This window comes from Gordonia sihwensis NBRC 108236, from assembly GCF_000333035.1.
In the GTDB taxonomy this organism is placed as follows: Bacteria; Actinomycetota; Actinomycetes; order Mycobacteriales; family Mycobacteriaceae; genus Gordonia; species Gordonia sihwensis.
Genome location: NZ_BANU01000016.1, coordinates 118,021 through 140,304, shown reverse-complemented (window position 1 = coordinate 140,304; position 22,284 = coordinate 118,021). Strand labels below are relative to the sequence as shown.

At 66.2% G+C, this 22,284-nt stretch carries 22 protein-coding genes; 12 read left to right on the top strand and 10 right to left on the bottom strand.

The annotated features are described in order from the left end of the window. Window positions 1-6: 6 nt before the first annotated feature. Window positions 7-792, top strand: coding sequence for a DUF4190 domain-containing protein (locus tag GSI01S_RS20515; protein WP_157225326.1), 786 nt, complete (start codon window positions 7-9; stop codon window positions 790-792). A 7-nt stretch (window positions 793-799) separates the two neighbouring features. On the opposite strand, the gene GSI01S_RS11865 is transcribed toward GSI01S_RS20515, so the two are convergent. Next, a complete protein-coding gene (locus GSI01S_RS11865) occupies window positions 800-1,939 on the bottom strand; it encodes an alpha/beta hydrolase family protein (protein WP_006896803.1) in 1,140 nt (379 codons plus the stop codon). A gap of 126 nt (window positions 1,940-2,065) precedes the next feature. Here GSI01S_RS11865 and GSI01S_RS11860 point away from each other — a divergent pair, with 126 nt between their 5' ends. The 8 genes from GSI01S_RS11860 to GSI01S_RS11825 all read left to right on the top strand — a co-directional run bounded on the left by GSI01S_RS11860 (window position 2,066) and on the right by GSI01S_RS11825 (window position 7,462). Continuing rightward, window positions 2,066-2,938: an SDR family oxidoreductase gene (locus GSI01S_RS11860; protein ID WP_006896802.1), complete on the top strand. Its 873-nt coding sequence runs from the start codon at window positions 2,066-2,068 to the stop codon at window positions 2,936-2,938. Between the two features lie 21 nt (window positions 2,939-2,959). Continuing rightward, complete coding sequence (locus tag GSI01S_RS11855) at window positions 2,960-3,388, top strand: ChaB family protein (protein WP_006896801.1); 429 nt, start codon at window positions 2,960-2,962, stop codon at window positions 3,386-3,388. Between the two features lie 203 nt (window positions 3,389-3,591). Continuing rightward, on the top strand, window positions 3,592-4,344 hold the full coding sequence (locus GSI01S_RS11850) for a SigB/SigF/SigG family RNA polymerase sigma factor (RefSeq protein ID WP_006896800.1): 753 nt from the start codon (window positions 3,592-3,594) through the stop codon (window positions 4,342-4,344). 55 nt (window positions 4,345-4,399) lie between these two features. Next, window positions 4,400-4,837: a hypothetical protein gene (locus GSI01S_RS11845; protein ID WP_039867574.1), complete on the top strand. Its 438-nt coding sequence runs from the start codon at window positions 4,400-4,402 to the stop codon at window positions 4,835-4,837. Then, window positions 4,837-6,075: an NRAMP family divalent metal transporter gene (locus tag GSI01S_RS11840; RefSeq protein WP_006896798.1), complete on the top strand. Its 1,239-nt coding sequence runs from the start codon at window positions 4,837-4,839 to the stop codon at window positions 6,073-6,075. The genes GSI01S_RS11845 and GSI01S_RS11840 overlap by 1 nt, the downstream gene beginning before the upstream one ends. Next, complete coding sequence (locus GSI01S_RS11835) at window positions 6,072-6,425, top strand: hypothetical protein (protein WP_006896797.1); 354 nt, start codon at window positions 6,072-6,074, stop codon at window positions 6,423-6,425. The genes GSI01S_RS11840 and GSI01S_RS11835 overlap by 4 nt, the downstream gene beginning before the upstream one ends. Then, window positions 6,422-6,715, top strand: coding sequence for a hypothetical protein (locus GSI01S_RS11830; protein WP_039867573.1), 294 nt, complete (start codon window positions 6,422-6,424; stop codon window positions 6,713-6,715). The genes GSI01S_RS11835 and GSI01S_RS11830 overlap by 4 nt, the downstream gene beginning before the upstream one ends. Before the next feature lie 123 nt (window positions 6,716-6,838). Further along, window positions 6,839-7,462 (top strand): PAS and ANTAR domain-containing protein, encoded by a 624-nt coding sequence (locus tag GSI01S_RS11825; protein ID WP_006896795.1) that lies wholly within the window; start codon window positions 6,839-6,841, stop codon window positions 7,460-7,462. A gap of 16 nt (window positions 7,463-7,478) precedes the next feature. Here the strand turns inward: GSI01S_RS11825 and mftM are convergent, their stop codons facing one another. The 8 genes from mftM to GSI01S_RS11785 all read right to left on the bottom strand — a co-directional run bounded on the left by mftM (window position 7,479) and on the right by GSI01S_RS11785 (window position 16,706). Further along, window positions 7,479-8,339 (bottom strand): mycofactocin oligosaccharide methyltransferase MftM, encoded by an 861-nt coding sequence (mftM, locus tag GSI01S_RS11820; protein ID WP_006896794.1) that lies wholly within the window; start codon window positions 8,337-8,339, stop codon window positions 7,479-7,481. Continuing rightward, complete coding sequence (locus GSI01S_RS11815; RefSeq protein ID WP_006896793.1) at window positions 8,330-9,331, bottom strand: acrylyl-CoA reductase family protein; 1,002 nt, start codon at window positions 9,329-9,331, stop codon at window positions 8,330-8,332. Before GSI01S_RS11815 ends, mftM begins: the two co-directional genes overlap by 10 nt. Window positions 9,332-9,346: 15 nt before the next feature. After that, window positions 9,347-11,317: an AMP-binding protein gene (locus GSI01S_RS11810; RefSeq protein WP_006896792.1), complete on the bottom strand. Its 1,971-nt coding sequence runs from the start codon at window positions 11,315-11,317 to the stop codon at window positions 9,347-9,349. Further along, complete coding sequence (locus GSI01S_RS11805) at window positions 11,310-12,086, bottom strand: enoyl-CoA hydratase-related protein (RefSeq protein ID WP_006896791.1); 777 nt, start codon at window positions 12,084-12,086, stop codon at window positions 11,310-11,312. Before GSI01S_RS11805 ends, GSI01S_RS11810 begins: the two co-directional genes overlap by 8 nt. After that, complete coding sequence (locus tag GSI01S_RS11800; RefSeq protein ID WP_006896790.1) at window positions 12,073-13,047, bottom strand: LysR family transcriptional regulator; 975 nt, start codon at window positions 13,045-13,047, stop codon at window positions 12,073-12,075. The genes GSI01S_RS11805 and GSI01S_RS11800 overlap by 14 nt, the downstream gene beginning before the upstream one ends. Continuing rightward, window positions 13,047-13,946: a DUF7973 family transport facilitator gene (locus tag GSI01S_RS11795; RefSeq protein ID WP_006896789.1), complete on the bottom strand. Its 900-nt coding sequence runs from the start codon at window positions 13,944-13,946 to the stop codon at window positions 13,047-13,049. The genes GSI01S_RS11800 and GSI01S_RS11795 overlap by 1 nt, the downstream gene beginning before the upstream one ends. A gap of 93 nt (window positions 13,947-14,039) precedes the next feature. After that, complete coding sequence (locus GSI01S_RS11790) at window positions 14,040-15,152, bottom strand: NDMA-dependent alcohol dehydrogenase (RefSeq protein ID WP_006896788.1); 1,113 nt, start codon at window positions 15,150-15,152, stop codon at window positions 14,040-14,042. 99 nt (window positions 15,153-15,251) lie between these two features. Beyond that, window positions 15,252-16,706, bottom strand: a complete 1,455-nt coding sequence (locus tag GSI01S_RS11785) for an aldehyde dehydrogenase family protein (protein ID WP_006896787.1) — start codon at window positions 16,704-16,706, stop codon at window positions 15,252-15,254. Window positions 16,707-17,008: 302 nt separating this feature from the next. On the opposite strand from GSI01S_RS11785, the gene GSI01S_RS11780 reads away from it, so the two are divergent. The 3 genes from GSI01S_RS11780 to GSI01S_RS11770 all read left to right on the top strand — a co-directional run bounded on the left by GSI01S_RS11780 (window position 17,009) and on the right by GSI01S_RS11770 (window position 21,564). Continuing rightward, window positions 17,009-18,661: a sigma-54-dependent Fis family transcriptional regulator gene (locus GSI01S_RS11780; protein ID WP_006896786.1), complete on the top strand. Its 1,653-nt coding sequence runs from the start codon at window positions 17,009-17,011 to the stop codon at window positions 18,659-18,661. Window positions 18,662-18,838: 177 nt separating this feature from the next. Continuing rightward, entirely contained in the window at window positions 18,839-19,996 is a 1,158-nt protein-coding gene (locus GSI01S_RS11775; RefSeq protein ID WP_006896785.1) for an iron-containing alcohol dehydrogenase, read from the top strand. Window positions 19,997-20,061: 65 nt separating this feature from the next. Continuing rightward, window positions 20,062-21,564, top strand: a complete 1,503-nt coding sequence (locus GSI01S_RS11770) for a CoA-acylating methylmalonate-semialdehyde dehydrogenase (RefSeq protein WP_006896784.1) — start codon at window positions 20,062-20,064, stop codon at window positions 21,562-21,564. Here GSI01S_RS11770 and GSI01S_RS11765 read toward each other — a convergent pair. Continuing rightward, window positions 21,545-22,237, bottom strand: coding sequence for a hypothetical protein (locus GSI01S_RS11765; RefSeq protein ID WP_006896783.1), 693 nt, complete (start codon window positions 22,235-22,237; stop codon window positions 21,545-21,547). The genes GSI01S_RS11770 and GSI01S_RS11765 overlap by 20 nt on opposite strands. Between the last annotated feature and the right edge of the window lie 47 nt (window positions 22,238-22,284).

Sequence of the window (22,284 nt, the reverse complement as noted above, 5' to 3'; positions counted from 1 at the left end):
TAGATCGTGACTTCCGACGACTCGCGCGATCAGAGCCCGAATCCCGCTCCGGGACCGGGTTCGACGCCCCCGGCACCGCCGACCCCGCAGCCCGGCCGGCAGGCCGCGCCGTGGGAGAAGCCGCCGGTCGCCCCCAACACGGCACCCGGGCAGCGACCCGCTCCCGCCGGCCCGCCGGGGCGGCCGAGTCACGCAAGTGCACCGACCCCCACTCCGCAGGCGCCCACGCCACCGCCGACGGTCCGGCCCACCGGCAGTCCGGCGCCGTCGGCGGCCCGGCCGGGAGGTCCGTCTCCGAGCGCGGCACCGCCCCGGCCGGGCAGCGTTCCCCCGCCTCCGGCGCAGCAACGGCCGGCGGGCTCTCCGCCGCCGAACAGCCCTCTTCCCCCCACCGGCGGTCAACGCCCCGGTGCGGGACCCGCACTCGCTTACTCGGCGGTCGGTGATCAGCAGCGACCCGACCCCACCACCGCCCTTCCGGCGGCCGGCGCGCCCGCACCGGCCAAGCCGTCGCCCGTCACCGACAAGGACTCCCAGCCCGTGACCAACGCATCGACCGCTCGATCGTCAGTCGCCGCCCCGTTGAACTGGAACGCGGTGATCGCCTTCGTCCTGTCCGCGATCGGTCTGCTGTCGCCGGTCGGCATCTGGCTGGGCTACAAGACCCGCAGGCAGATCGATGCGAAGCGGCAGCTCGGCCGCGAGTTCGCGACCGCCGCCATCATCATCGGATGGCTGTGGATCGTCTTCGTGGTCCTGGGCCTGCTCGCGTACCTGTGGATTCTGATCTGACTCAGACTCACTTCAAGTGAGTCGCGAAGAAGCGGTCGAACGCTGCCCACTGGGCGGCGTCCATGTCGGTGTGTGAGCCGTTGCCCACCACCATTCGGTAATCGACTCGATTGAGTGCGAAGTCCGCCGCGAGCTTGGCGTGCAGCGGTGACGGCACGGTGGTGTCCCGAGTGTTGAGCAGGAGCAGTATCGGCGCGTCGTATTCCGACACCGGCACCGCCATGTACTTCATCAGCGCGGGTGCCAGCGGCCCGGTGCCCAGCGGCCGCGACAGCAGCGAACCGAAGGCGATCCCCGGGTCGACGGCCGGACCGTCGCATGTCCGGCCGACCTGATCGACGAGCGCCTCCCCCTTCGGGGTGAGATAGGTGTTCACGTCCGCAGCGGGGTCGGCCGCTCGCAGGCCCGCGAGAATCGCGAGCAGGAAGTTGTACGAGCCGTTCAGCGGTGTCGGCATCGCCGGGATGTACGGGCCGAGGAAGGGCATGACCTTCTCGACGTCCGACTCCGGATCGAGGGAGACGGTGCCGCGGAAGTCCGTGCGCGGGCCGTACCACCGCTGTCGATGCGCGGTCGCCAGTGCGGCCTGGCCACCCTGCGAATCGCCCGTCACGGCCCAGCGGTTCGAGAGCGTGGGTTCCACGCTGCGGGCCGCGCGCAGCATGTCGATGGTCGCGGCGGACTCACTGCGAGTGTTCAGGTATGGGTGAACGCCTGTATCGAAGCGGCCCAAGCCCACGTAGTCGGTGGCGACCACGGCGTAGCCGGAGTGCACGAGGCGGGTGATGTACCGATTCGGCTCGGCGTCCGGTGCGCTCTGGCCTCCGCAGCCGGGACCGTATCCGGAGGTGCCGTGCGTGTACGCCACCACCGGCCAGCCGCCCTTCGGCGCCGGTCCGGCCGGTACGAACAGTGCGCCGCTGGTCGGTACCGGTCGTCCCTGCGGGTCCTGAGTCCAGTAGTCGATGGCGCGGCCGTTCTGGAGACCGCGCCAGCCGGGCGGTCGGGTCACCACGTCGATCACCGAACCCGCCGAGTTCGACGGCGCCGCCCGAGTGGTCCCCGGCACGAGCGCCAGGGCCCTCCCCACCAGCGCCACCAGCACGAAGATTCGGCCCGCCAGTGTTCCGCGAATACCCGATCTCATGTTCGTCGACGGTACGTGTCGGCCGTTCGACGTACCCGCGATTCCGCGGATCCGACGGCGGCGGCCGAGTACCGTCGGGCTCACTGGCGAATGTTTCAGAAGCGGGCGTACCGGGAAGCCTCGACCATGAACGCAAGCACCGAACGCAGCGGCGCGGGCGCGCCGCGGCAGAACATCGCGTATCCCGGCGACACCGCGGACATGGATCCGCAGCCGAAGGACGAGATGCGCGGCTATGTCGGGAGCGGTCTGCTCGAGGGCCGGCGCGCACTGGTCACCGGCGGCGACTCGGGCATCGGACGCGCGGTGGCCGTCGCCTTCGCGAAGGAGGGCGCCGACGTCGCGATCGCCTACCTGTCTGAGGACGCGGACGCGGAGCACACCGTCGCGTTGGTCGAACAGACCGGACGACGCGCCGTCGCCCTGCGAGCCGATCTGGGCGAGGCCGCCGAATGCCGCCGGATCGTCGACGGCACCGTCGACGCCCTCGGCGGCCTGGACCTGCTGGTGAACAACGCGGGCACTCAGACGGTGGTGGACGATTTCGCGGAGCTGACTGCAGAGCAGTGGAACCGTACCTTCGCCGTCGACGTCGCGGCCGTCTTCCACACCACTCATGCGGCTCTCGAGCATCTGACGCCGGGCGGGACGGTGGTGAACACCGGCTCGATCAACGGTCTGCGGGGAAACCGCAAGCTCATCGATTATTCGGCCGCGAAGGGCGCAGTGCACGCCCTCACCTTCTCGCTCGCGCAGGCCCTGCTCGATCGCGAGATCCGGGTGAACTGCGTCGCGCCCGGTCCCGTCTGGACACCGCTGATCCCGGCCACCATGCCTCCCGACCAGGTCGAGGGGTTCGGCGAGCAGGCCCCGTACGGCCGCGCCGCGGAGCCGGATGAGATCGCGCCCTCGTACGTCTTCTTCGCCGCAGACCGCTTGTCGTCGTACTACACGGGAGAGGTTCTCGCGCCCACCGGCGGCGAGACACTGCCCGGCTGATCCGAGAGGAAGGTGACGGTCATGCCCAAGACCGATGAGAAGAACCGACCGAAGAAGTCCGAACTCCCCGACACGATCAAACGATCGCCCGCCAAGGCTCAGCGCACCTTCGCCGAGGCCCATGATGCGGCGCTCGAGGAGTACGGCTCGGAAGAGCGAGCGCATCGGGTGGCCTACAGCGCGCTGAAGCACTCGTTCGAGAAGGTCGGCGACCACTGGGAGGCCAAGAGCAGGCGCGGACCGTCCGACTCCCGCGACGAGAGCGGCGGGCCCAATCCATCGGGCAAGAGCGCCGGCGGAGTGGACACCAAGGCCACCAAGGAGCATCTGATGAACGTCGCCCGCAAGCTCGACATCCGGGGTCGGTCGCGTATGCGGAAGGCGGAACTCGTCGACGCCATCGAGAAGGCGAACCGCAAGGCGACGCGTTCGGCGCGAAAGAAGGATTGATCCCTTCAAGCGGTTGTCGCGGACCTGCCCGGTCGGTAGGGTCGATATCACTCGGTTGAACGCACAGCCGGGTTCCCGCAGACGATTGAGCGGCGGATTCTCCCGCTCTCGTCGAGCAAGAACTCTCCGATCCGCCGCGCGCGGCCGCTCCTTTTTCGGACCCGCCGCGCGACGGCGAGAGTGCGATCAAAGGAGCTCAGCAGATGACCGACGAGTACCACCGTGTCCGTGAACTTCTGCGCCGACGCGCGGACATCCCCGTCACCGACCCGCGGAACGACCGTCTCCGCGACGAGGCGATCGAAGCCTGTCTGCCGCTGGCCGGACACATCGCCCAGCGGTACCGCGAACGCGGAGAGTCGATGGACGACCTGATCCAGGTGGCGCGCCTGGGGCTGGTGCACGCGGTGGACCGATTCGATCCCTCGATGGGGACCGACTTCCTGTCCTTCGCGGTACCGACCATCACCGGCGAGGTGCGACGCCACTTCCGCGACCGATCGGCGTCGATCCGGATTCCACGCAGCGCCGGTGAACTCCGCAGCCGAATCAGGGAGGCCGAGGAGTCCTTCGCCCAGGCCCACGGACGCATGCCCGGCGTCGCCGAGATCGCCGAGGCGCTCGACGAGCCGGAGTCCGCTGTACGACGTGCGCAGGCCGCGTCGGCCGCGCAGTCCACCGTCTCTCTCGACGGCAGCACGTCGGGTACCGACGACGCACGCTCGCTGCTCGAGACGGTCGGCTCCGACGAGCCCGGCTACGAGCAAGTGGAACGCTCGCTCACTCTCCGGCCGGCCTTGCGCCGCCTCCCCGAACGGAACCGGCGGATCGTCGGCATGAGGTTCTTCGAGCGTCGTTCACAAAGCGACATCGCGCGCCGAATGGGTATCTCTCAGATGCACGTCTCTCGTCTTCTGGCGTCCTCGCTGGGTCAGCTGCGCACCCAGATCGCCTGAACGGGTGCCGGTGACCGGTACGCCGTCACGACGGCGGAGGACTGCGCGGCGCACGGTGGCAGCCGTCTGCGCGATCGTGACCGCGGTAGGGATCTGCGCCTGCGCCAGTGCTCCGGGAGGACCGGCGGGTGAGTTCGCCGAATCGCTGCGCAGCTCGAGGTCGGCGGTGCTGACCGCAGCCTGGGGAATCAACGAGTGGAATCAGCGGAACCTGCTGCGCCCCACCGCCCGCGTCGTGCTCGACGACGCCGTCTCGCATGCGCTCGAAGCCCAGGGGATCATCGTCGCGCTGAAGGTCGAGTCGGCCGATGACGAACGGGTCCGGGCGCGAGTGCACGCGGCTCTGGCCTCGTCGGTCGAAGCCGCGGTGGCGGCTCGCGGCGTGCTGCTCGGCGACCCGGGATCCGCCGCCGCGAAGTCCGCGCAACGTCGACTCGAGCGGGTCGCATCCGGCCTCGACACGCTGTCCGAAGACGTCAGTGGTGGTCGATGATGTTGCAGCAGAACAAGATTCGCATCACGTCCGCGTCACTCGGGATCCTCACCGCGATCGGTGGGTTTCTCGACATCGGCGACATCGTCACCGACGGAGTGGTCGGCTCGCGGTTCGGTCTGTCTCTCGCGTGGGTGGTTCCGGTGGGCGTGGTCGGCATCATCCTGTTCGCCGAGATGTCGGGGCGAGTGGTGGCGTGCAGCGGCCGGGCGACGTTCGAGATCATTCGCGAGCGGCTCGGACCTCGAGTCGGCGGGCTCAACCTGCTCGCCTCGCTGGCGGTCACCGGTCTCACACTCACGGCCGAACTGGGCGGCATCGCGCTGGTTCTGCAGCTGGTCAGCGGTGTGGCGCCCTTCCTCTGGATCCCGGTCGCAGCCTTCGGGGTCTGGATCATCCTCTGGCGAGCGAAGTATTCGGCGATGGAGAACGTCACCGGTCTGCTCGGACTGTTCCTGATGGTCTTCGCCGTCGTCTTCTTCCTGTTGCGGCCGGCGCCGGAGCTCGCCGGCGATCTGGTTCCCGCCGTGCCGCAGGACGAGACGGTTCCGACGTACTGGTACTACGCCATCGCGCTGTTCGGCGCCGCGATGACACCGTACGAAGTCTTCTTCTTCTCGTCGGGCGGTGTCGAGGAACGCTGGGGAGCCCGCGACTTGCGGCGCATGCGGCTGAACGTCTTCGTCGGATTCCCGCTCGGCGGTCTCGGCGCCCTCGCGATCATGGGTGTCACTGCGGTGGCCTTCCAGCCGATGTCGGTCGAGGTCGACTCCCTGTCGGCACTGATGCTTCCGGTGGCGCAGGCCGGGGGCCTGGTCGCAGTCGGCTTCGCGCTGGTCGGAATCCTCGCAGCGACCACTGGCGCCGCACTCGAGACGGCCCTGTCGACCGGTTACGCACTGGCCCAGTACGCCGGGTGGTCGTGGGGGGCGTCCCGCCCGCCGCGCGAGGCCGCCCGATTCCACGTGACCATCGGCGTGTTCATCCTCATCGCCGCGGCGATTCTCGCCACCGGCGTCGATCCGATCGCCGTCACCGAGTACTCGGTGGTCTTCTCCGCGGTGGCACTGCCGCTGACCTATCTGCCGATCCTCGTGGTGGCCAACGATCCCGAGTACATGGGCGACCAAGTGAACGGCCGGGTCACCAACTTCTTCGGCCTGATCTTCCTCGGCGTCGTCCTCGTGGCGTCGGCGGCGGCGATCCCGTTGATGATCGCGACGGGAGCGGGCCGATGACGGACTCCGAACGCACCCTCGATCTACGGGTGCATCTCCTCGATCGCCAGATCATCGACTGTGACGGCGTGCCGGTGGGTGTGGTCGACGACGTGGAGTTCGACATGTCGCCCGGTGGGCAGACGCCACGAGTGGTGGCCCTGCTCACCGGGCGGGCCCTGCTCGACCGGCTGGTGGCGCAAACACCGGACACCACCGCGCTGGAATCGATCCCGGCGGAGGCGATCGCCGACGTGGGAGTGACGGTCGAGCTGACCGGCAGCGGAGAGGACCTGCTCTCGAATTGGCCCGAGCGGTGGTTCCGCGATCAGATCGTCTCCCGCATCCCCGGCTCCGGAGGCCGGCGATGAGGGCCTCGACACTCCTCGGCGCGCAGGTCCGGTGCGACGGCCGATCGATCGGACAGGTGATGGATGTGCGCCTGCGGGAGGACGACGGCGGCGCATTGCTGATCGCCGGACTCGTCGTCGGCCGGCGGCCTCGAGCCTCGTTCTTCGGCTCGTACCGGTTCGACGGCGTGCGGCCGTCGATCATCGCGCGGCTCTTGAGGTGGCGCGAGCGCGGGTCCCGGCTGATCCCGTGGTGCGACGTCGTCTCCGTCGACGACGACGTCGTGACGGTCCGCCCCGGCGCCGACTGACGCCGACGCCGGGTACGAGCCCCGTCCGCGTGGTAGATGTTGAACTCACATCGTTCGCATCCGAATGATTGGGTCGCCAAACGCTTCGTGCGTGCGCGGACCGCAACCCGAGAAGGGGCTGTGATGACCGGGGACACCACTGAGCACTCCCAGGACTCCCGGGTCGGCAGTTTCCGGTATCTGTTCGCGACCGACGAATGGGAATGGTCCGACGAGGTGGCTCGCATGCACGGTTATCGGCCCGGCAGCGTGAAACCGACCACGGAACTCATCATCAGTCATAAGCACCCCGACGACCGCGGTGCCTTCGAATACCAACTGACCCGGGTGCACCGGGAACACACGCACCTGTCCAGCCGCCACCGAATCATCGACGTGCAGGGGCGAGTCCATGATGTGACCGTGATCGGCCGTACCTTCGACGGCGGGTCGGGAACTCCGATCGGCACGGAGGGCTACTACGTCGACGTCACCGTTCCCGACGAGACCGTCCGCGCCGAGGTGGCCGCGCACATCGAAGACTTCCGGCAGTCGCACGCCACCATCGAGCAGGCCAAGGGGATGCTGATGGTGGTCTACGGGGTCACCGCCGAGCACGCCTTCGACGTGCTGCGCTGGCGATCACAACAGGAGAACATCAAGCTCAAGGATCTGTGCGACGCGATCGTCGAATCCGCGATCCGGAACGCCCAGTTGCCGCGGGAGACCCGAAGCGAGTTCGACTTGATCGTGCTCGGTCGCCGTTAGGCCGGCCGGAGGACTGTCAGGACTGGACTGGTTCCGAAACAGGCCTCAGCACCAACCAGCCGCCATGATCGGCGAATACCTCCGCTCCTGCGTGTGCGACCTGATCTGCCCACGAATGAAGCGTCTCCATCGTGACCCGTTGCCGGTGACCGAAGTGCTCGCTCGGCGTCTCTTCGAGAGGCACCGCAATGACCACCGTGCGGCGAGCGACTCGGAGGGCCTCGGAGACCGCGGCGAGCACCTCTGCCGACTCCAGGTGCTCGAGGAGGTGGATCAGAGTCACCGTGTCGACGCTCGCGCTCGGATAAGGCAGTGCAGTCGCGTCTGCGACTTCACAGTTCACGCTCAGCCCGTACCGACGCGACGCGTCGTCCAACAACGAGATCGCACCGGGACTCACATCGCATGCGGAGACGGCTCTGCCGTCCCGCGCGAACTGGATAGCGAGAAAGCCGAAGCAACTGCCGACCTCGAGAACCGATTCGCCCTCGACGAGCGACCGCGCACGTCGGTGGATCGGTGCGAAGGCCGCTGTGCCGTCACTGAGACTGCGAAGGGTGTTGTCGTAGAAGGCCTTCCATCCTTGCGACGCCGTAGGGCCGGACGTCTGGATGATCTCCACGGCCGCCGCTTCGAACTCGGCCTGTCCCGCCAGAGCCCCGATGTCGACCAACGAGGAGAGCGCGCCCACCAGCGTGTCGTCACGGAGGGTGGTCGGGGTGAAGTTGTGTACCAGGGAGATGCTTCCGTCCTGGCTGACGAACCACGACAGCAGTCCGTCGCCCTCGAGCAACTCGCCACGGCGTGCGGCGCGCACTTTCACCCGACCGGGCTCCAGGCGCGGTACCGATGCGTTCAGCAGTTCCATCACGGCCACCCCCGGCTCATGTCGATCACCGCGCGTCCGGTGAACTCACCTCGACGCAGGCGTTCGACGACGTCCGGCACTTCCCCGATGTGCACACCGACTCCGATCGAGTCCAGGTTGCGCGGCTTCAATTCGGTTTCGATCCGACGCCACAGTGCACGCCGACGATCGATCGGCATCTGCACCGAGTCGATGCCGAGAAGGCCGACTCCGCGCAGAATGAACGGCATGACCGTGGTACTGAGCTGGGCGCCGCCCGTCAGTCCGCTGGCCGCGACCACGCCTCCGTAGTGAGTGGTACTGAGAATGTCGGCCAGCGTGGCGCCCCCGACGCAGTCCACCGCCGCGGCCCACCGCGCACGGCCGAGGGGGCGCGGCTTAGCGTCCGGATCCAAGGGCAGACGACCGATGACCTCACTCGCGCCGTATGCGCGCAAACGGTCTGCCTCTGTCGACTTCCCCGTCGACGCGACCACGTCGAATCCCTTTGCGGCCAGCAGATCGATACTCGCCGAACCCACTCCACCGGTGGCGCCGGTGACAATCACCGGCCCCGAAGCAGGCGCGACGCCCCAGTCGAGAATTGCGGCAACGCTCATCGCAGCAGTGAAACCCGCGGTGCCGATCGTGGCGGCCTCGCGCAATGTCAGGGTCTCCAGCTTCACCGCCCAGTCGGCCGGAACCACAGATTCCTGAGCGTAACCACCATCGCGAGCGGTGCCGATCTCGTAACCATGGGCGATCACGTGGTCGCCGACCGCGAAGTCTGGTGACGCCGACTCGGTGACCACACCTGCGATATCGATTCCCGGGACGATCGGGTAGTTGCGGACCACTCCCCCGCGAGGCGCGAATGCGAGAGCGTCTTTGAAGTTCACACTCGAATAGGCGATCTCGAGACGCAGGTCGCCTGGACTAAGGGGCTGCCGCTCGCGGTCGGCGAACTCTGCGCGGATCGAGTCCTCGTCGAGAACGGCCGTGAGGGCCTGGAAAGTGGACATGTATTCCTCCTGGAATTAGGTGTTGCCGCGGCGTGCTGGGTCATTCGCGCGCCGCGTATCGAGAATTCGTACGAGATCGGCGACGACGGCCGGGTTCTCGATCGTGGGTGGGACATCTGGATCTGCGCCGTCGAGTAGCTGGCGAAGGCAGCGGCGAACGATCTTGCCCGACCGGGTCTTCGGGAGTGCGCCGACTACGTGGACTCCGCCGAGCGATGCGATCGGACCGACTCTGTTGCGCACCAGCGTCGCAACATCACTCTGCAATTCGCCTGTCCGGTCCGTGTAGTCGATGGCCGGCACCAGAATCGCGTGCGGGCGCTGACCCTTCAGCTCGTCGCGGACTCCGACGACCGCGCACTCGGCCACACCAGGGTGCTCTGAGATCGCGGCCTCTATCTGCCCGGACGACATTCGATGGCCGGCGACGTTCATGACATCGTCGGTCCGGCCCAAGATGTAGACGTAACCATCGGCGTCGATACAGCCTCCGTCGCCGGAACTGTAGAAGCCGGGATGTTCCGTCAGATAGGTCTGCGCCAGTCGGCCCTCATCACCCCATATGCCGATCAGTGCGCCTGGAGGCAGCGGGAGACGCAGACACACTGCTCCTTCTCGGCCCTGGGGAACCGGATCGCCGTCGGGTCCCAGGATCTCCACAGTGAAGCCGGGAACGGGCTTGGTCGACGAACCCGGACGGGGTTCGTAGTACGTCAGACCGAGGAAATTCGATATCACAGGCCATCCGGTCTCGGTCTGCCACCAGTTGTTGATGACCGGAGACGACTGCACCTCACCCAACCAGCGCTGAGTGTCCGGATCGAGACGCTCCCCGGCCAGGAACAAGCCGCGCAGGCTGGACAGATCGCGCTCGGCGAGCATGGTTCCATTCGGGTCCTCGCGCCGAACAGCACGCATCGCGGTCGGTGCGGTGAGGAGCACGTTGACCCGATACCGTTCGACGATGTCCCAGAACGCACCGGCGTCGGGCGTCCCCACCGGTTTGCCTTCGAACAGTACAGTCGTCGCACCCACGATGAGGGGGCCGTAGACGATGAATGAGTGGCCCACCACCCATCCGATGTCGCTGGCGGCGAAGACCACGTCCCCCGGCTCCACGCCGTAGACATGACGCATGCACCACGCCATGGCAACCGCATGGCCACCGTTGTCACGGACTACTCCCTTCGGCAGTCCAGTGGTGCCCGACGTATAGAGGATGTACAGCGGGGCCGCGGAGGGCACCGGCACCGGGTCGACTGGTCCGGCCGAGGCCAGCAACTCTCCCCAGTCGTGCTCGGCCCATTCGTCCGCGGGCCAGACGACGACCCTGTCTGGGGGCGGAGGAACTTCCGGCCGATCGACGACGATGACGTGCCGCGGACAGTGGCCGGCCTCCTCCAGCGCCGCATCGAGCAACGGCAAGTACGGGACCGTTCGTCCCGGCTCCAAGCCCCCGGTCGCGGTGACGATCACGGTCGGCCGCGCATCGTCGATCCGTACGGCCAGTTCGGCGGACCCGAAGCCCCCGAAGACCACCGCGTGCACCGCGCCCAGTCGGGCGCAGGCCAGCATCGTGACCACCGCCTCCGGGATCATCGGCAAGTAGACCAGGACGCGATCTCCCACGCCGACCCCGAGTCGGCTCAGCGCGCCCGCGGCACGGCGGACGTCGTCGAGCAGGTGTGCGTAGGTGATGGTCTCTTCGCGGCCAGTCAGCGGTGAGACATATACGAGCGCAGCACGGTCACCGTTCCCTGCGGCGACATGACGATCGAGCGCGTTGTAGGCCGTGTTGATGCTCGCGCCGGGAAACCAGTCGGCGGTGCCGTCGGTCCTCTCATGGAACGGATCACGTGGCCGGTTCTCCCAGTCGATGTCACGCGCCGCCGATAACCAGAACTGGCCGAGGTCGTGTGCCGCGTCGGCGGCTGCGCGCGTGTATCGATCGGGCTCGTTGCCCTGGGATGGACGATTGTCAGTCATCACTGAACCTCGCCGGACGCTTGTCGAGGAACGCTGTCATGCCTTCTGTCTGGTCTGCGAATGCGAACAACGAGTGGAACCACCGGCGTTCGAAGAGGAGACCTTCGGAGAGCGATGTCTGATCAGCGCGCAGCACGCATTCCTTGGCCGCCCGGACCGCCCTCGAGGAGAAGCCGGCGATCTGACGTGCGGCGGTCATCGCCGAGTCGAGAACCTCGTCGTCGGGTACCACACGGCTGACCAGACCCAGACGGAAGGCCTCATCGGCATCTATCCGACGCCCGGTGAGGATCAGATCCATCGCCTGTGGCTTGCCCACCACGCGAGTCAGCCGCTGCGTTCCGCCGATGCCGGGGATTATCCCGAGTGCGATCTCGGGCTGTCCGAACGAAGCGCCCTCACCGGCGAACAGAAGATCGCACATCATGGCGATCTCGCAACCGCCACCGAGCGCGAACCCGTTGACCGCACCGATCGTGGGAATACGCAGTGCTGCGAGCCGCTCCCAAGCGGAGAGATGGTCGGCGTCGGTCATCTCTCCGAACGTGCGATCGCGCATCTCGGCGATGTCGGCGCCTGCGGCGAACGCCCGCCCGGCCCCTGTGAGTACCAGGACGCGAGCGTCAGCGCGTGTCACCTCGTCGAGAGCCTCGGTGAATTCCCGCATCATCTGCGAGCTCAACGCGTTGAGCGCCGTGGGCCGATTCAGAGTCAGAAGGGCCACGCGGTCATCGCCGACGGCGAGAGTAAGAGTGTCATATTCGGACATCGCTGAGGAGAACTCCTTGTGTGAAGGGACTTTGGCCAGGGGACGCGGATGAGGGGTCGAGATGCCCGGACAGCCTCTCGATCAGGGCGTCCACGACGACGCGGACGTGGGGCGCCCGCTGAACCGCCGAAGGCACGACGATCCAGTACTGCTGTCCGACCGCGACACAGTCGGGCAGCACGGGCACGAGGCCCGGATGGAATGAGGTGGCGTAGTTCGGAAGCAATCCGATGCCGTGACCGGCGAGGACCGACTGAATCTGAGCGCCGACGCTGTTCGACTGCACCCGCGGGCATACGCCGGGCAGGAGGCCGTCCAGTACTCGCAGAGCGGCGATATCGAGGCAGCCGTCGAGGTAGTAGACGAGAGGGTGCGCCCGCAGATCCTCGATTCCGGCGATCGGACCGTGCGTCGCCATGTACTCCACGGACGCGAACAGCCCCAAGGAATAGGTGCACAGGCTCCGAGAGACGACCGCGCGCGAGGGAGGCGGTTCCAACGAGACGGCGACGTCGTACTCGCAATTGCGCAGATCAAGTTGGGTGGTCGACGTGAGCAACTCGATCCGCAGCGATCCGTGCTTGCGCAGTGCCGATGCGAGCGCATGCGGGGCCAGGTACGAACCGAAGGCATCGGGAGTGAGGAGGCGTACGGGTCCGCACACTCCGTCCCCGGGGTCTGAGTCGACGACCCGGACCGCATCGTCGATGCTGTGTTCAATCCGTTCTCCGATAGCCCGCAGCCGGCGTCCCGTCTCCGTGAGCTGCCATCGGTTCGGTGATCGGTCGAACAGCCGCCGTCCCACCTTTCTCTCCATCCGCGCGATGTGTCGACTCACTGTCGAGTGATCGACGTCGAGGCGGGCCGCGGCGCCGGTGATGGAACCGTTGCGTGCGACTGCGAGGAGGATCAGCAGATCGTCCGCGCCGACCTTCCCGTGCAATGGCCGAGCCGGACCCATCACGCGACCCCGATCTTGATCAACGCCAACAGCGTCGCCATGACCGCGATCGCGAAGGCGGGCGGATCGAGATGGATCCTGCAGCGTTCCAGTATCAGCCGAGCCCAGCCCTCGGCGACAAGCGACGAGACGATGCCGGTGAGCACAGCCGACACCAGAATCCACGTGGACTCGCCGGTGTGCGCTGCTGCAACACCTGCCGCCAGAGCCGCGGGGAGAGTGATGTGGTGCGTTACCGGCACCGCCGCGCCGAACACCAGTGCCAACAGGGTCACCGCAGACGCGCCGTACAGAAACAGTCCGACCATCGGCCGCGAGTCCTGCGGCCATGCCAGAAACACCGACCCGGCGATCGCCCCACCGGCTGCGCCGACGACGAGCACCGACGACAGTCGGTGCTGCCAGGGCAACCACTCGAGGCGCACCGGCGCGGGCGTACGCGCCCAGAGCACCGCGGCGATCAACGCGGTCAACACGACACTCACCGCGAGCGAATCGACCAATGCGACCTCCGAACCGTCCGATGCATGCCACGTCGGGAGCTGCTCGACTGCACGGGCCAGCAGTTGGCCTACGACTCCGAAGCCGGCCCCGACCCCGATGATCGACATCGCGTCATAGGTGATCAGCGGCTTGGCGATGTCGCGGCCGGATTCGTGACGACGGATGTGCGCCGCATACGCCGCAGCGGCGGCGCCGCCGGCGAACATCACGTGCGGACCGAAGACGGGCCCGAACGCCAGGTTCTGGACGAGTTCGGCGTCTGGACTGATCGCTGTCATCAGCGTTGCGACGACGACTATCACGCCCATCAGCGAAAAGGCGCCGATTGCGCCCAGCGCTGCTCCGAGCGCACCCCCGCCGGCCGCACCGACGAGTTCGCTCACGGTGAGTGTCATGGTGGTTCCTCACATAAGGTTCTGGCGTGCGCCGCTGCGGCGCCGTCCGCCGATCGAAGTGGGATCGACGACGCGGCGCCGCAGCGCGATCGGTCAGTGCTGGTGCTTGATGATTCCGCGGATGTTCTTGCCCGCGAGGAGGTCGTCGTAGCCCTCATTGACCTGCTCGAGGCTGTACTCCCTCGTGACGAGTTCGTCGAGCTTGAGCTTTCCGTCGGCATACATCCGGACGAGCTTCGGGATGTCGTACGTGGGATTGCAGTCACCGAACAGCGAGCCCTTGATCGTCTTTCGGAAGTAGCTCATCTCAGTGCTGGGAACCTTGACCGTGATCTCATCGATCCGGTTCAACGCGGTGAGCACGAGAGTGCCGCAGCGCCCGATCATCGAGAATCCTGCACTGACCTGCTCCGCAGTGATCAGATCCGTCGTGATGATGGCCGACTCGGCGCCCTGGCCGTTGGTCAATTCATCAACGGCTAGCTTCGCGTCGGCGGCATTGTCGAATGCTTGGGTCGCGCCCAGTTCGATGGCCTTGTCCCGCTTGTTCTGGAGCGGGTCGATGACGATGATGTGCTCGGCACCGGCGTGCTTGGCGCCCTGCACCGCGTTGATGCCGATGCCTCCGATACCGAAGATCACCACGATGTCACCGGGCTTGGTGTCCGCGGCGTACACCGCCGAACCCCAACCCGTAGGGACGCCGCAACCGACGAGCACGGCCTTGTCGAGCGGAATATCGTCGTCGACCTTCACCACGGAGTACTCGTTGATCACGTTGTACTGGCTGAAAGTGCCCAGGGTGCACATGGCACCGTACTGTCCGCGCGGACCACTGATGGGCCAACGCGGCCCTTCCAGATGACCTTCCAGCATCGCGGCGTTCATGTCGCACACCGACTGCCGGCCGGTGGCGCAGTATTTGCAGCGGCCGCAGGCCGGGGTGAACGAACAGATGACGTGGTCGCCGGGCTTGACGCGGGTGACGCCCGGGCCGACCTCCTGGATGATTCCCGCACCCTCGTGACCCAGCACCATCGGCAGCCTGGCGATGGTGTCACCGATCGCGATGTGCACGTCCGAGTGGCAGAGACCGCCGTACTGGTACTGGATCAAGACCTCGTGCGGACCCGGCTTGGCCAGCGTGAGTTCCTCGATCTCGATCGGCTTTCCGGGCTCTACGACGACTGCTGCGAGAGTTTTCATGACTTCTCCTTGTGGTGGGGACTGATTAATGGGTGGATGCGGCCCGACCGCACCGCATGCGGCACGTTCGGAGGGACGGGTAGGTGCGTATCGACCCGGCTAGGATCGCTTGAGGTTCACCACGTGGACGTCGACGAATCCCTCGACGCCGATGCGACCGAACTCCGCGCCGAGGCCTGACTGCTTCACTCCGCCGAACGGCACGTCGGGGGTCAGCTGGAAGTGATGATTGATCCAGCTGGTCCCGGCGTCGAGGCGGTCGGCGACTGCGACGGCTCGGTCGGTGTCAGTCCCCCAGACAGAGGCCCCCAGGCCATACGGCGTGTCGTTGGCACGGTCGATCGCGTCCTCGAGATCGTCGTAGCGGAGAACCGAACGGATCGGAGCAAAGGTCTCTTCTCTGACCAATGGGCTGTCTTCGTCGACATCACGGAGAAGCGTCGGTTCGACGTAGTAACCGGGCCGGTCGAGCATGTGGCCGCCGGCGACGACCGTCCCGTGCTCGTGTGCCAACTCCAGGCTGGCGCGGGCCTTCTCGTATTGCGCCGCATTCTGCACCGGGCCCAGCCGAGTGTCCTCGTCGAGGCCGTGCCCGACGGTCAGTTCCGACACTCGCCGAGCGAGGGCCTCCACCAGCGGGTCGTACATCGACGAGGGTGCATAGATCCTCTTGATCGAGACGCAGACCTGTCCGGCATTGGCGTAGGCCCAGGTGCACAGCCCTTCGGCGGTCTTCTCGACATCCGCGTCGTCGAGAACGATCGCTGCGTCGTTGCCACCGAGTTCGAGGGTGAGCCGCTTGAGAGTGGGGCCGCAGGCCTCCATCACACGGCGGCCAGTCGCCGTTGAGCCGGTGAACGACACCTTGTTGATGCCTGGATGCCCGGTGAGGTGGGCTCCGAGGTCGCCGGCATCTCCGACGACGTTGAACACGCCGGGCGGAATCACGTCGCGGACGAGTTCTGCGAAGTGCATCGTCGCCAGCGGAGTGGTCGGCGACGGCTTCAGGACCATCGTGTTTCCGACGATCAATGCGGGAGCGAGCTTGTAGAGCGCTTGGAACAGCGGGAAATTCCACGGAGTGATCGCACCGACCACACCGACCGGTCGGTGACGCAGTTCGACGTAGCCGTTCTCGTCGTCACGCAGTACTTCGTTCGGCAGTCGATAGTCGGCGAAGTACCGAGTGAAGTCGATCGACCAACTGACGTCGTCACGCGCCTGCGCGATCGGCTTTCCCTGTTCCAGGGTGGTCAGATGCGCGAGTTTCTCGTGGTGCTCGACGAGGACGTCGGCAATCCGATGCAGAATCGCACCGCGCGCATCGACGCTGAGCGCGGACCACCCTGGCAGCGCCCGCTTCGCCGCTTCCACGGCGTCATCGAGTTGTTCCACCGATGCCGCCGGCGTGGTCGCGACCTGCTGGGCCGTCCCCGGGTCGATCACCGACACCTGGGAAGCTCCGTCGACGAGCCGCCCGTTGATCAACTGCCCGTACCTCTTCGTCGCCAGATCGAAGGTCAGAGCAGTGGCTGGAGGTGTAACTGAGGTCATTGCATTCCTCTCGATTCGAGTGCCACCCGGCACAGTGGAGGTCGCCTCGCACAGCGCTTCGTGAGAGCCACGGCGGGTCCGGTCGGCGTACCGGGAAGAGCGACACGATTCAGTGTTGCGACTTGCGTCACACGTATGTGTTCGGTATCCGTACACCTGAAATCGCCGGTTTCCGTCGGCAGAACATTCGATAGACTGGCTTTGAACTCCAGTGATGGAACTCACAGGAACAGGCGGCATGTCAGGCCATCGCGTATGCATGCGCTGGTCTTCCCAGTCGGGATAGCGAGAGGTCCGACCCCATGAGCAATAACGACGCAGTCACACTCACATCGCGCGGAGCGCTCTGGTCCGACCGCGCGCTGCACGCGTCGTGGATGAGGTCTCAGCAGTACGGACTCGACCCGTCCAAACCGATGGATCCGCCGACCACTGACGGCATCGACACGGGGAGCCGGCTCTTCCGCGCTGCAACTCCCGTGCTTCGCCGTATGTGCGCCGGGATCGAGGGCGAACGTTTGTCCGTCATGCTCATCGGCGCTCAAGCAGAGATCCTGACCACGGTGAACGGGTGCGCCCAGATCGATCACGTGGTCGAAAGGATCGGCGCAACGCCGGGAGCTGTGTGGCGCGAAGACACAACCGGCACCAACGCGCTGGCGACCCCATTCGAGACCCGGCGCCCACTGTTCGTCCGCGGCGTTGAGCATTACGTACAAGATCTCCACGGCTACAGCTGCTACGGCCGGCCGATCTTCAATCCGCTGAACGGCCGACTGATGGGCGTACTCGACATCATGAGTGTCGCCGGAGCCGAATCGGGACTGATGCGACCGTTCATCGACACGGCGATCGCGGAGATCGAACGGAACATTCGGAGCACCTCGAGTGGCAGCACACGGTCAGTGATCCGAGCCTTCGAGGACGCGGCCCGGCACCCCGCCGCAGTCGTCGTGGCGCTCTCTCGGGCAATGGTTCTGCAGAGTTCGATGGCAGCTCGCACTCTGTCCGCAACCGACGTCTCGGCCCTGCAGCAACTGGCCGACGGGGTGCGGACAGCCACACGTACGGAACTCGAATTGACCAGTGGCAACACCGCCCGTGTCGAGATGGAGCCGATCGACGGCGCCGATGGAGTCCTGATCCGTGTACAGGCTCGTCAACGTCCGGCTGTACCTCGCACTGCCGACCGCCTGCGCTATTGGAGCCGGGTGCAGAACTGGGTCGACGACATTCGAGACAGCTGCCGCTCGGGCGTGATCGTGGGTGAGCCGGGTAGTGGTCGCACCACAGCATTGGCCGGCGCGGCTGGCGGGCGGGCTCGCCATGCGATCGACGGGCGGACCGATGATCCCACCGAGGTCGAGAACAGACTGCGGTCGTTGATCAACGATCCCGGTCGCGAAGTGCTGACGATCGACAATCTCGACTTACTGCCCCAGTCCGCCCGCAACCTCACCGAGAATCTGCTCGTCGGTCAGGCGCAGCGAGTTCTAGCCGCCACATCCGCCCCGAGACCGGGGGACGCTGACAATGCCCGCTTGCTCGACTTGTTCGAAGATCGTCTGGATCTGCCGGCTCTCCGCGATCAGCGTTCCGAGCTCATCGATCTGCTCAATGAAGTCGCGGGACCTGGCGTCCGGTACCGCTTCACACCTCACGCCACCCGTGTCCTGGAATCGTACTCATGGCCAGGCAACCACCGGGAACTCGCAGGGGTGTTGCGCTCGCTGGAGCGCTCTCGGGGCACTCTCATCGATGTCACTGATCTGCCGATCGCCTTGCGGATGAAGGCCACGACGAAGCAGATGACACCGTGGCAGCAGGCGAGTTGCGACGCGATCATGCGAGCCATGGAGATATGCCACGGGAACAAGGCCCACGCGGCCGACTACCTGGGCATCAGTCGCAGCACTCTCTACCACCACATCAAGGAGTACGGAATCACCGTGTAGACCGACCCGCGTCGGGCCATACCAGCGAAGTATGAGCATTGCTCTTGCTCGCGTGCTTGGCGAAGGCTGCGGGAGGTCGTGCAACAACGCACAGGGATGTGTGGATCTGGCCGTTGTCGAGCCGTCTGCGGTGAAGCAGAGTCACAGTCGACCCGTTTCCCGACCAGAGGCCGTCTCATGTCCAACCTCATCGCTTTGCCCCGCATACTGCGGGTCGGCGCCGACTCCTTGAACGATCTTCCCGCAGTTCTCGCCGATCTCGGGAGTCGACGGCCGTTGATCGTCACCGATCAGTTTCTGACGTCGACGGGTGCGGTGGCCCGGATCGCCGGAGCCCTGTCGGCTGCCGGCGTCGACTGCAGCGTCTTCGACCGCGTGATCCCCGATCCCACGACCGATTCCCTGCAGCCCGCCGCCGAGACGGTGCGCGCCGATGGGTGCGACGCCGTGATCGGCTTCGGCGGCGGCAGCTCACTCGACACAGCGAAAGCGGTTGCGCTGCTCGCCACCACCGATCGCCCGATGCGCGACTTCAAAGCTCCGACGTCGACCGATCAACCGTTGCTGCCACTCATCGCGATTCCGACGACCGCGGGCAGTGGGTCGGAGGCCACGCGGTTCACGGTCATCACGGATTCGGAGACCGGCGAGAAGATGCTGTGCCCCGGCCTGGCGTTCCTGCCGACAGCAGCGATCATCGATTTCAAACTGACCATGTCGATGCCGCCACGACTCACCGCCGACACCGGCATCGACGCTCTGACGCACGCGGTGGAGGCGTACGTCAGCGTGAAGTCGAATCCGTTCAGCGACGGGTTCGCCCTCACCGCAATTTCGACTATCGGCTCCTGCCTGCGTCGTGTCTATGCGGACGGCTCCGACGAAGATGCGCGCGAGCAGATGATGCTGGCGGCGACACAAGCCGGCATCGCGTTCTCCAATTCGAGCGTTGCTCTGGTGCACGGCCTGAGCCGGCCTCTCGGGGCTCACTTCCATATCAGTCACGGACTGTCGAACGCGATGTTGTTTCCGACGGTCGCCGAGTACTCGTTGCCGGGTGCCCTATCCCGCTACGCCGACTGTGCCCGCGCATACGGCGTCGCCGGCGACAAAGATTCGGACGAGGTCGCGAGCAGGCTGTTCCTCGACGAATTGAAGCACCTCAACCATGATCTGGGCGTACCCAGCCCGCGCGAGTTGGGGATCGAGCCCGAGCGCTGGTCCGCGCTTCTGCCGACCATGGCCGAACAGGCACTCGCATCGGGCTCCCCGCAGAACAATCCGGTAGTTCCGAGCACCGACGAGATCTGCGAAATCTATCGGCGCGTGTACTGACTCTCTACTTCGACACTGTTCGGAATCACTTCCACCCTGCCTACATGCACACCTGAGGAGTACCCATGCCTTCAACCACCATCGATACCGTCGGGAACTGGATCAACGGCCGCACTGCCACCTCCGACAGTCCCGACGCCACCAACGTCTACCGTCCTGCCACCGGCGAGGTGACCAAACGGGTCCCCGCGGGTTCCCGTACCGACGCCGAGGCCGCGGTTGCGGCGGCGCACCGAGCCTTCGAAAGCTGGTCTGCTACACCGCCCCACATTCGCGCCAGGGTGATGTTCGCGTTCCGGGACCGCCTGCTCGCCGACATCGACGATCTCGCCGCGATCATCTGCGACGAGCACGGCAAGGTTCTAGACGATGCGAGGGGCGAGCTGCAACGCGGTATCGAAGTCGTTGAATTCGCTTGTGGCATACCTGATCTCATGAAAGGCGAGTTCACAGAGAACGTCGGAACGAACGTCGACGGAATGTCGATGAGGAAGCCTCTCGGCGTGGTGGTCGGTGTGGTTCCGTTCAACTTTCCGGCCATGGTTCCGATGTGGATGTTCCCGATCGCACTGGTCTGCGGCAACACTTTCGTTCTCAAGCCATCCGAGAAGGTGCCCACGTTGGCGTTGAAGATGGCATCAATGCTCGCCGACTCGGGCTTGCCGGACGGAGTCTTCAACGTCGTCCAAGGCGGTCAGACGGTTGTGAACGCCCTGATAACGGATCCGCGAGTAGAAGCCGTCAGTTTCGTCGGGTCGACGCCCATCGCGGAGCACATCTACCGGACCGCTACCGAGTCCGGCAAACGCGTGCAGGCGCTCGGCGGCGCCAAGAACCACCTCGTGGTCATGCCGGACGCGGACATAGACAGCGCGGTCAATGCCCTGATGGGATCGGCCTTCGGCTCGGCCGGCGAGCGCTGCATGGCAATCTCCGTCGTCGTGCCCATCGGAGACGAGGTCGCGCAAGCAGTCCGCGACAGACTCGTCGAGCGGATCGCAGCATTGCGCGTAGGCGCGGGCACCGAGCCCGACGTGGAGATGGGTCCGTTGATTACACGCGAGCATCGCGATCGGGTGATCTCCTACCTGTCGGCCGGTGTGGAAGACGGTGCGGAACTCGTTGTGGACGGCCGAGACCGGTGCGATGGACCCGGCTTCTTCCTTGGTGCTTCACTGTTCGATCATGTGACTCCCGAGATGCGGATCTACCGTGAGGAGATCTTCGGGCCCGTTCTCGCGATGGTGCGAGCCGAGTCGTTCGAGGAGGCATTGGAACTCGTCAACGACCACGAATTCGGCAACGGGACTGCGTTGTTCACTGCCGACGGCGGTACCGCGCGCACGTTCATTTCGCGAGTCAGGGCAGGGATGGTCGGGATCAACGTCCCGATTCCGGTCCCGATGGCGTTTCACTCCTTCGGCGGCTGGAAGCGCTCGTTGTTCGGCGACCACCATATCCACGGCAGGGAGGGCGTCCGGTTCTACACGCGGTACAAGACGGCGACGATCCGTTGGCCGCAGGGGCGAAGCTCCGCTGCGGAATTCGTCATGCCGACCGCGAAGTAGGCGGAGCCGGCCGGCCGCGCCTGCTTCCCCGGTAGGCGTTACGCCGCAGCGAGCCCAGCCAGGCGGGTACCTGTTCGACACCCGACGGCATCGTGTCGACCGGATCGAAGGCCACATCGGGATCGACGCCGACCCGCGTCAGATCGACGAACCCGAGCGGTGTGCGGTGATCTGTCTGTCGCGCCTCCAACGACAGGCCACCGCCCGCCTGCAGTGCGTCGGCGAGCGAGGCGAGATCAAGGCCTCCGAGGACGTGCGGGGCCAGCAGTCGCGCCGACACCGTCCAGTGTTCGCCATTCCACGCGAAGGGACTGATCGTCGAGACCTCGAGGTCGTTCCACGTGGCAGTCGGGGTCGGGACGTCGACGACACCGATTCTGCGCACCGGACCCGACAGCAGGAGATCCCAGTGCCGGGGCTCGCCGACGGCGTCGGTGTCTCCGGTCGGCAGTCGGAGGGCCACCCCGACGAGGTCGGGCAGCCCGGCCGGGGTGCCGAGTCCCTTCGATATCCGCACCACTGTCGGACCCGATGCCAGCGGCAGCTGCTCGGCTTCGATTGTGGCGTCGCCGGCGCACACCAGACCGTGTCGATGGACGGCGCGGCCGTGACGCAGACCGGCCACCGTCGCGAAAGTCTTCTCGACGAGCGAACTCGTGCTCGTTGCCGGCATGGCTTCCTCCTGAGGCTCGGTTCGTCGGACCACCGACGAGTACCCGG

Coding starts and splice junctions, on each gene's coding strand:
- GSI01S_RS11865 (WP_006896803.1), bottom strand. CDS start 1,939: ATGAGATCGGGTATTCGCGGAACACTGGCGGGCCGAATCTTCGTGCTG.
- GSI01S_RS11860 (WP_006896802.1), top strand. CDS start 2,066: ATGAACGCAAGCACCGAACGCAGCGGCGCGGGCGCGCCGCGGCAGAAC.
- GSI01S_RS11855 (WP_006896801.1), top strand. CDS start 2,960: ATGCCCAAGACCGATGAGAAGAACCGACCGAAGAAGTCCGAACTCCCC.
- GSI01S_RS11850 (WP_006896800.1), top strand. CDS start 3,592: ATGACCGACGAGTACCACCGTGTCCGTGAACTTCTGCGCCGACGCGCG.
- GSI01S_RS11840 (WP_006896798.1), top strand. CDS start 4,837: ATGTTGCAGCAGAACAAGATTCGCATCACGTCCGCGTCACTCGGGATC.
- GSI01S_RS11835 (WP_006896797.1), top strand. CDS start 6,072: ATGACGGACTCCGAACGCACCCTCGATCTACGGGTGCATCTCCTCGAT.
- GSI01S_RS11830 (WP_039867573.1), top strand. CDS start 6,422: ATGAGGGCCTCGACACTCCTCGGCGCGCAGGTCCGGTGCGACGGCCGA.
- GSI01S_RS11825 (WP_006896795.1), top strand. CDS start 6,839: ATGACCGGGGACACCACTGAGCACTCCCAGGACTCCCGGGTCGGCAGT.
- GSI01S_RS11815 (WP_006896793.1), bottom strand. CDS start 9,331: ATGTCCACTTTCCAGGCCCTCACGGCCGTTCTCGACGAGGACTCGATC.
- GSI01S_RS11810 (WP_006896792.1), bottom strand. CDS start 11,317: ATGACTGACAATCGTCCATCCCAGGGCAACGAGCCCGATCGATACACG.
- GSI01S_RS11805 (WP_006896791.1), bottom strand. CDS start 12,086: ATGTCCGAATATGACACTCTTACTCTCGCCGTCGGCGATGACCGCGTG.
- GSI01S_RS11800 (WP_006896790.1), bottom strand. CDS start 13,047: ATGGGTCCGGCTCGGCCATTGCACGGGAAGGTCGGCGCGGACGATCTG.
- GSI01S_RS11795 (WP_006896789.1), bottom strand. CDS start 13,946: ATGACACTCACCGTGAGCGAACTCGTCGGTGCGGCCGGCGGGGGTGCG.
- GSI01S_RS11790 (WP_006896788.1), bottom strand. CDS start 15,152: ATGAAAACTCTCGCAGCAGTCGTCGTAGAGCCCGGAAAGCCGATCGAG.
- GSI01S_RS11785 (WP_006896787.1), bottom strand. CDS start 16,706: ATGACCTCAGTTACACCTCCAGCCACTGCTCTGACCTTCGATCTGGCG.
- GSI01S_RS11780 (WP_006896786.1), top strand. CDS start 17,009: ATGAGCAATAACGACGCAGTCACACTCACATCGCGCGGAGCGCTCTGG.
- GSI01S_RS11775 (WP_006896785.1), top strand. CDS start 18,839: ATGTCCAACCTCATCGCTTTGCCCCGCATACTGCGGGTCGGCGCCGAC.
- GSI01S_RS11770 (WP_006896784.1), top strand. CDS start 20,062: ATGCCTTCAACCACCATCGATACCGTCGGGAACTGGATCAACGGCCGC.
- GSI01S_RS11765 (WP_006896783.1), bottom strand. CDS start 22,237: ATGCCGGCAACGAGCACGAGTTCGCTCGTCGAGAAGACTTTCGCGACG.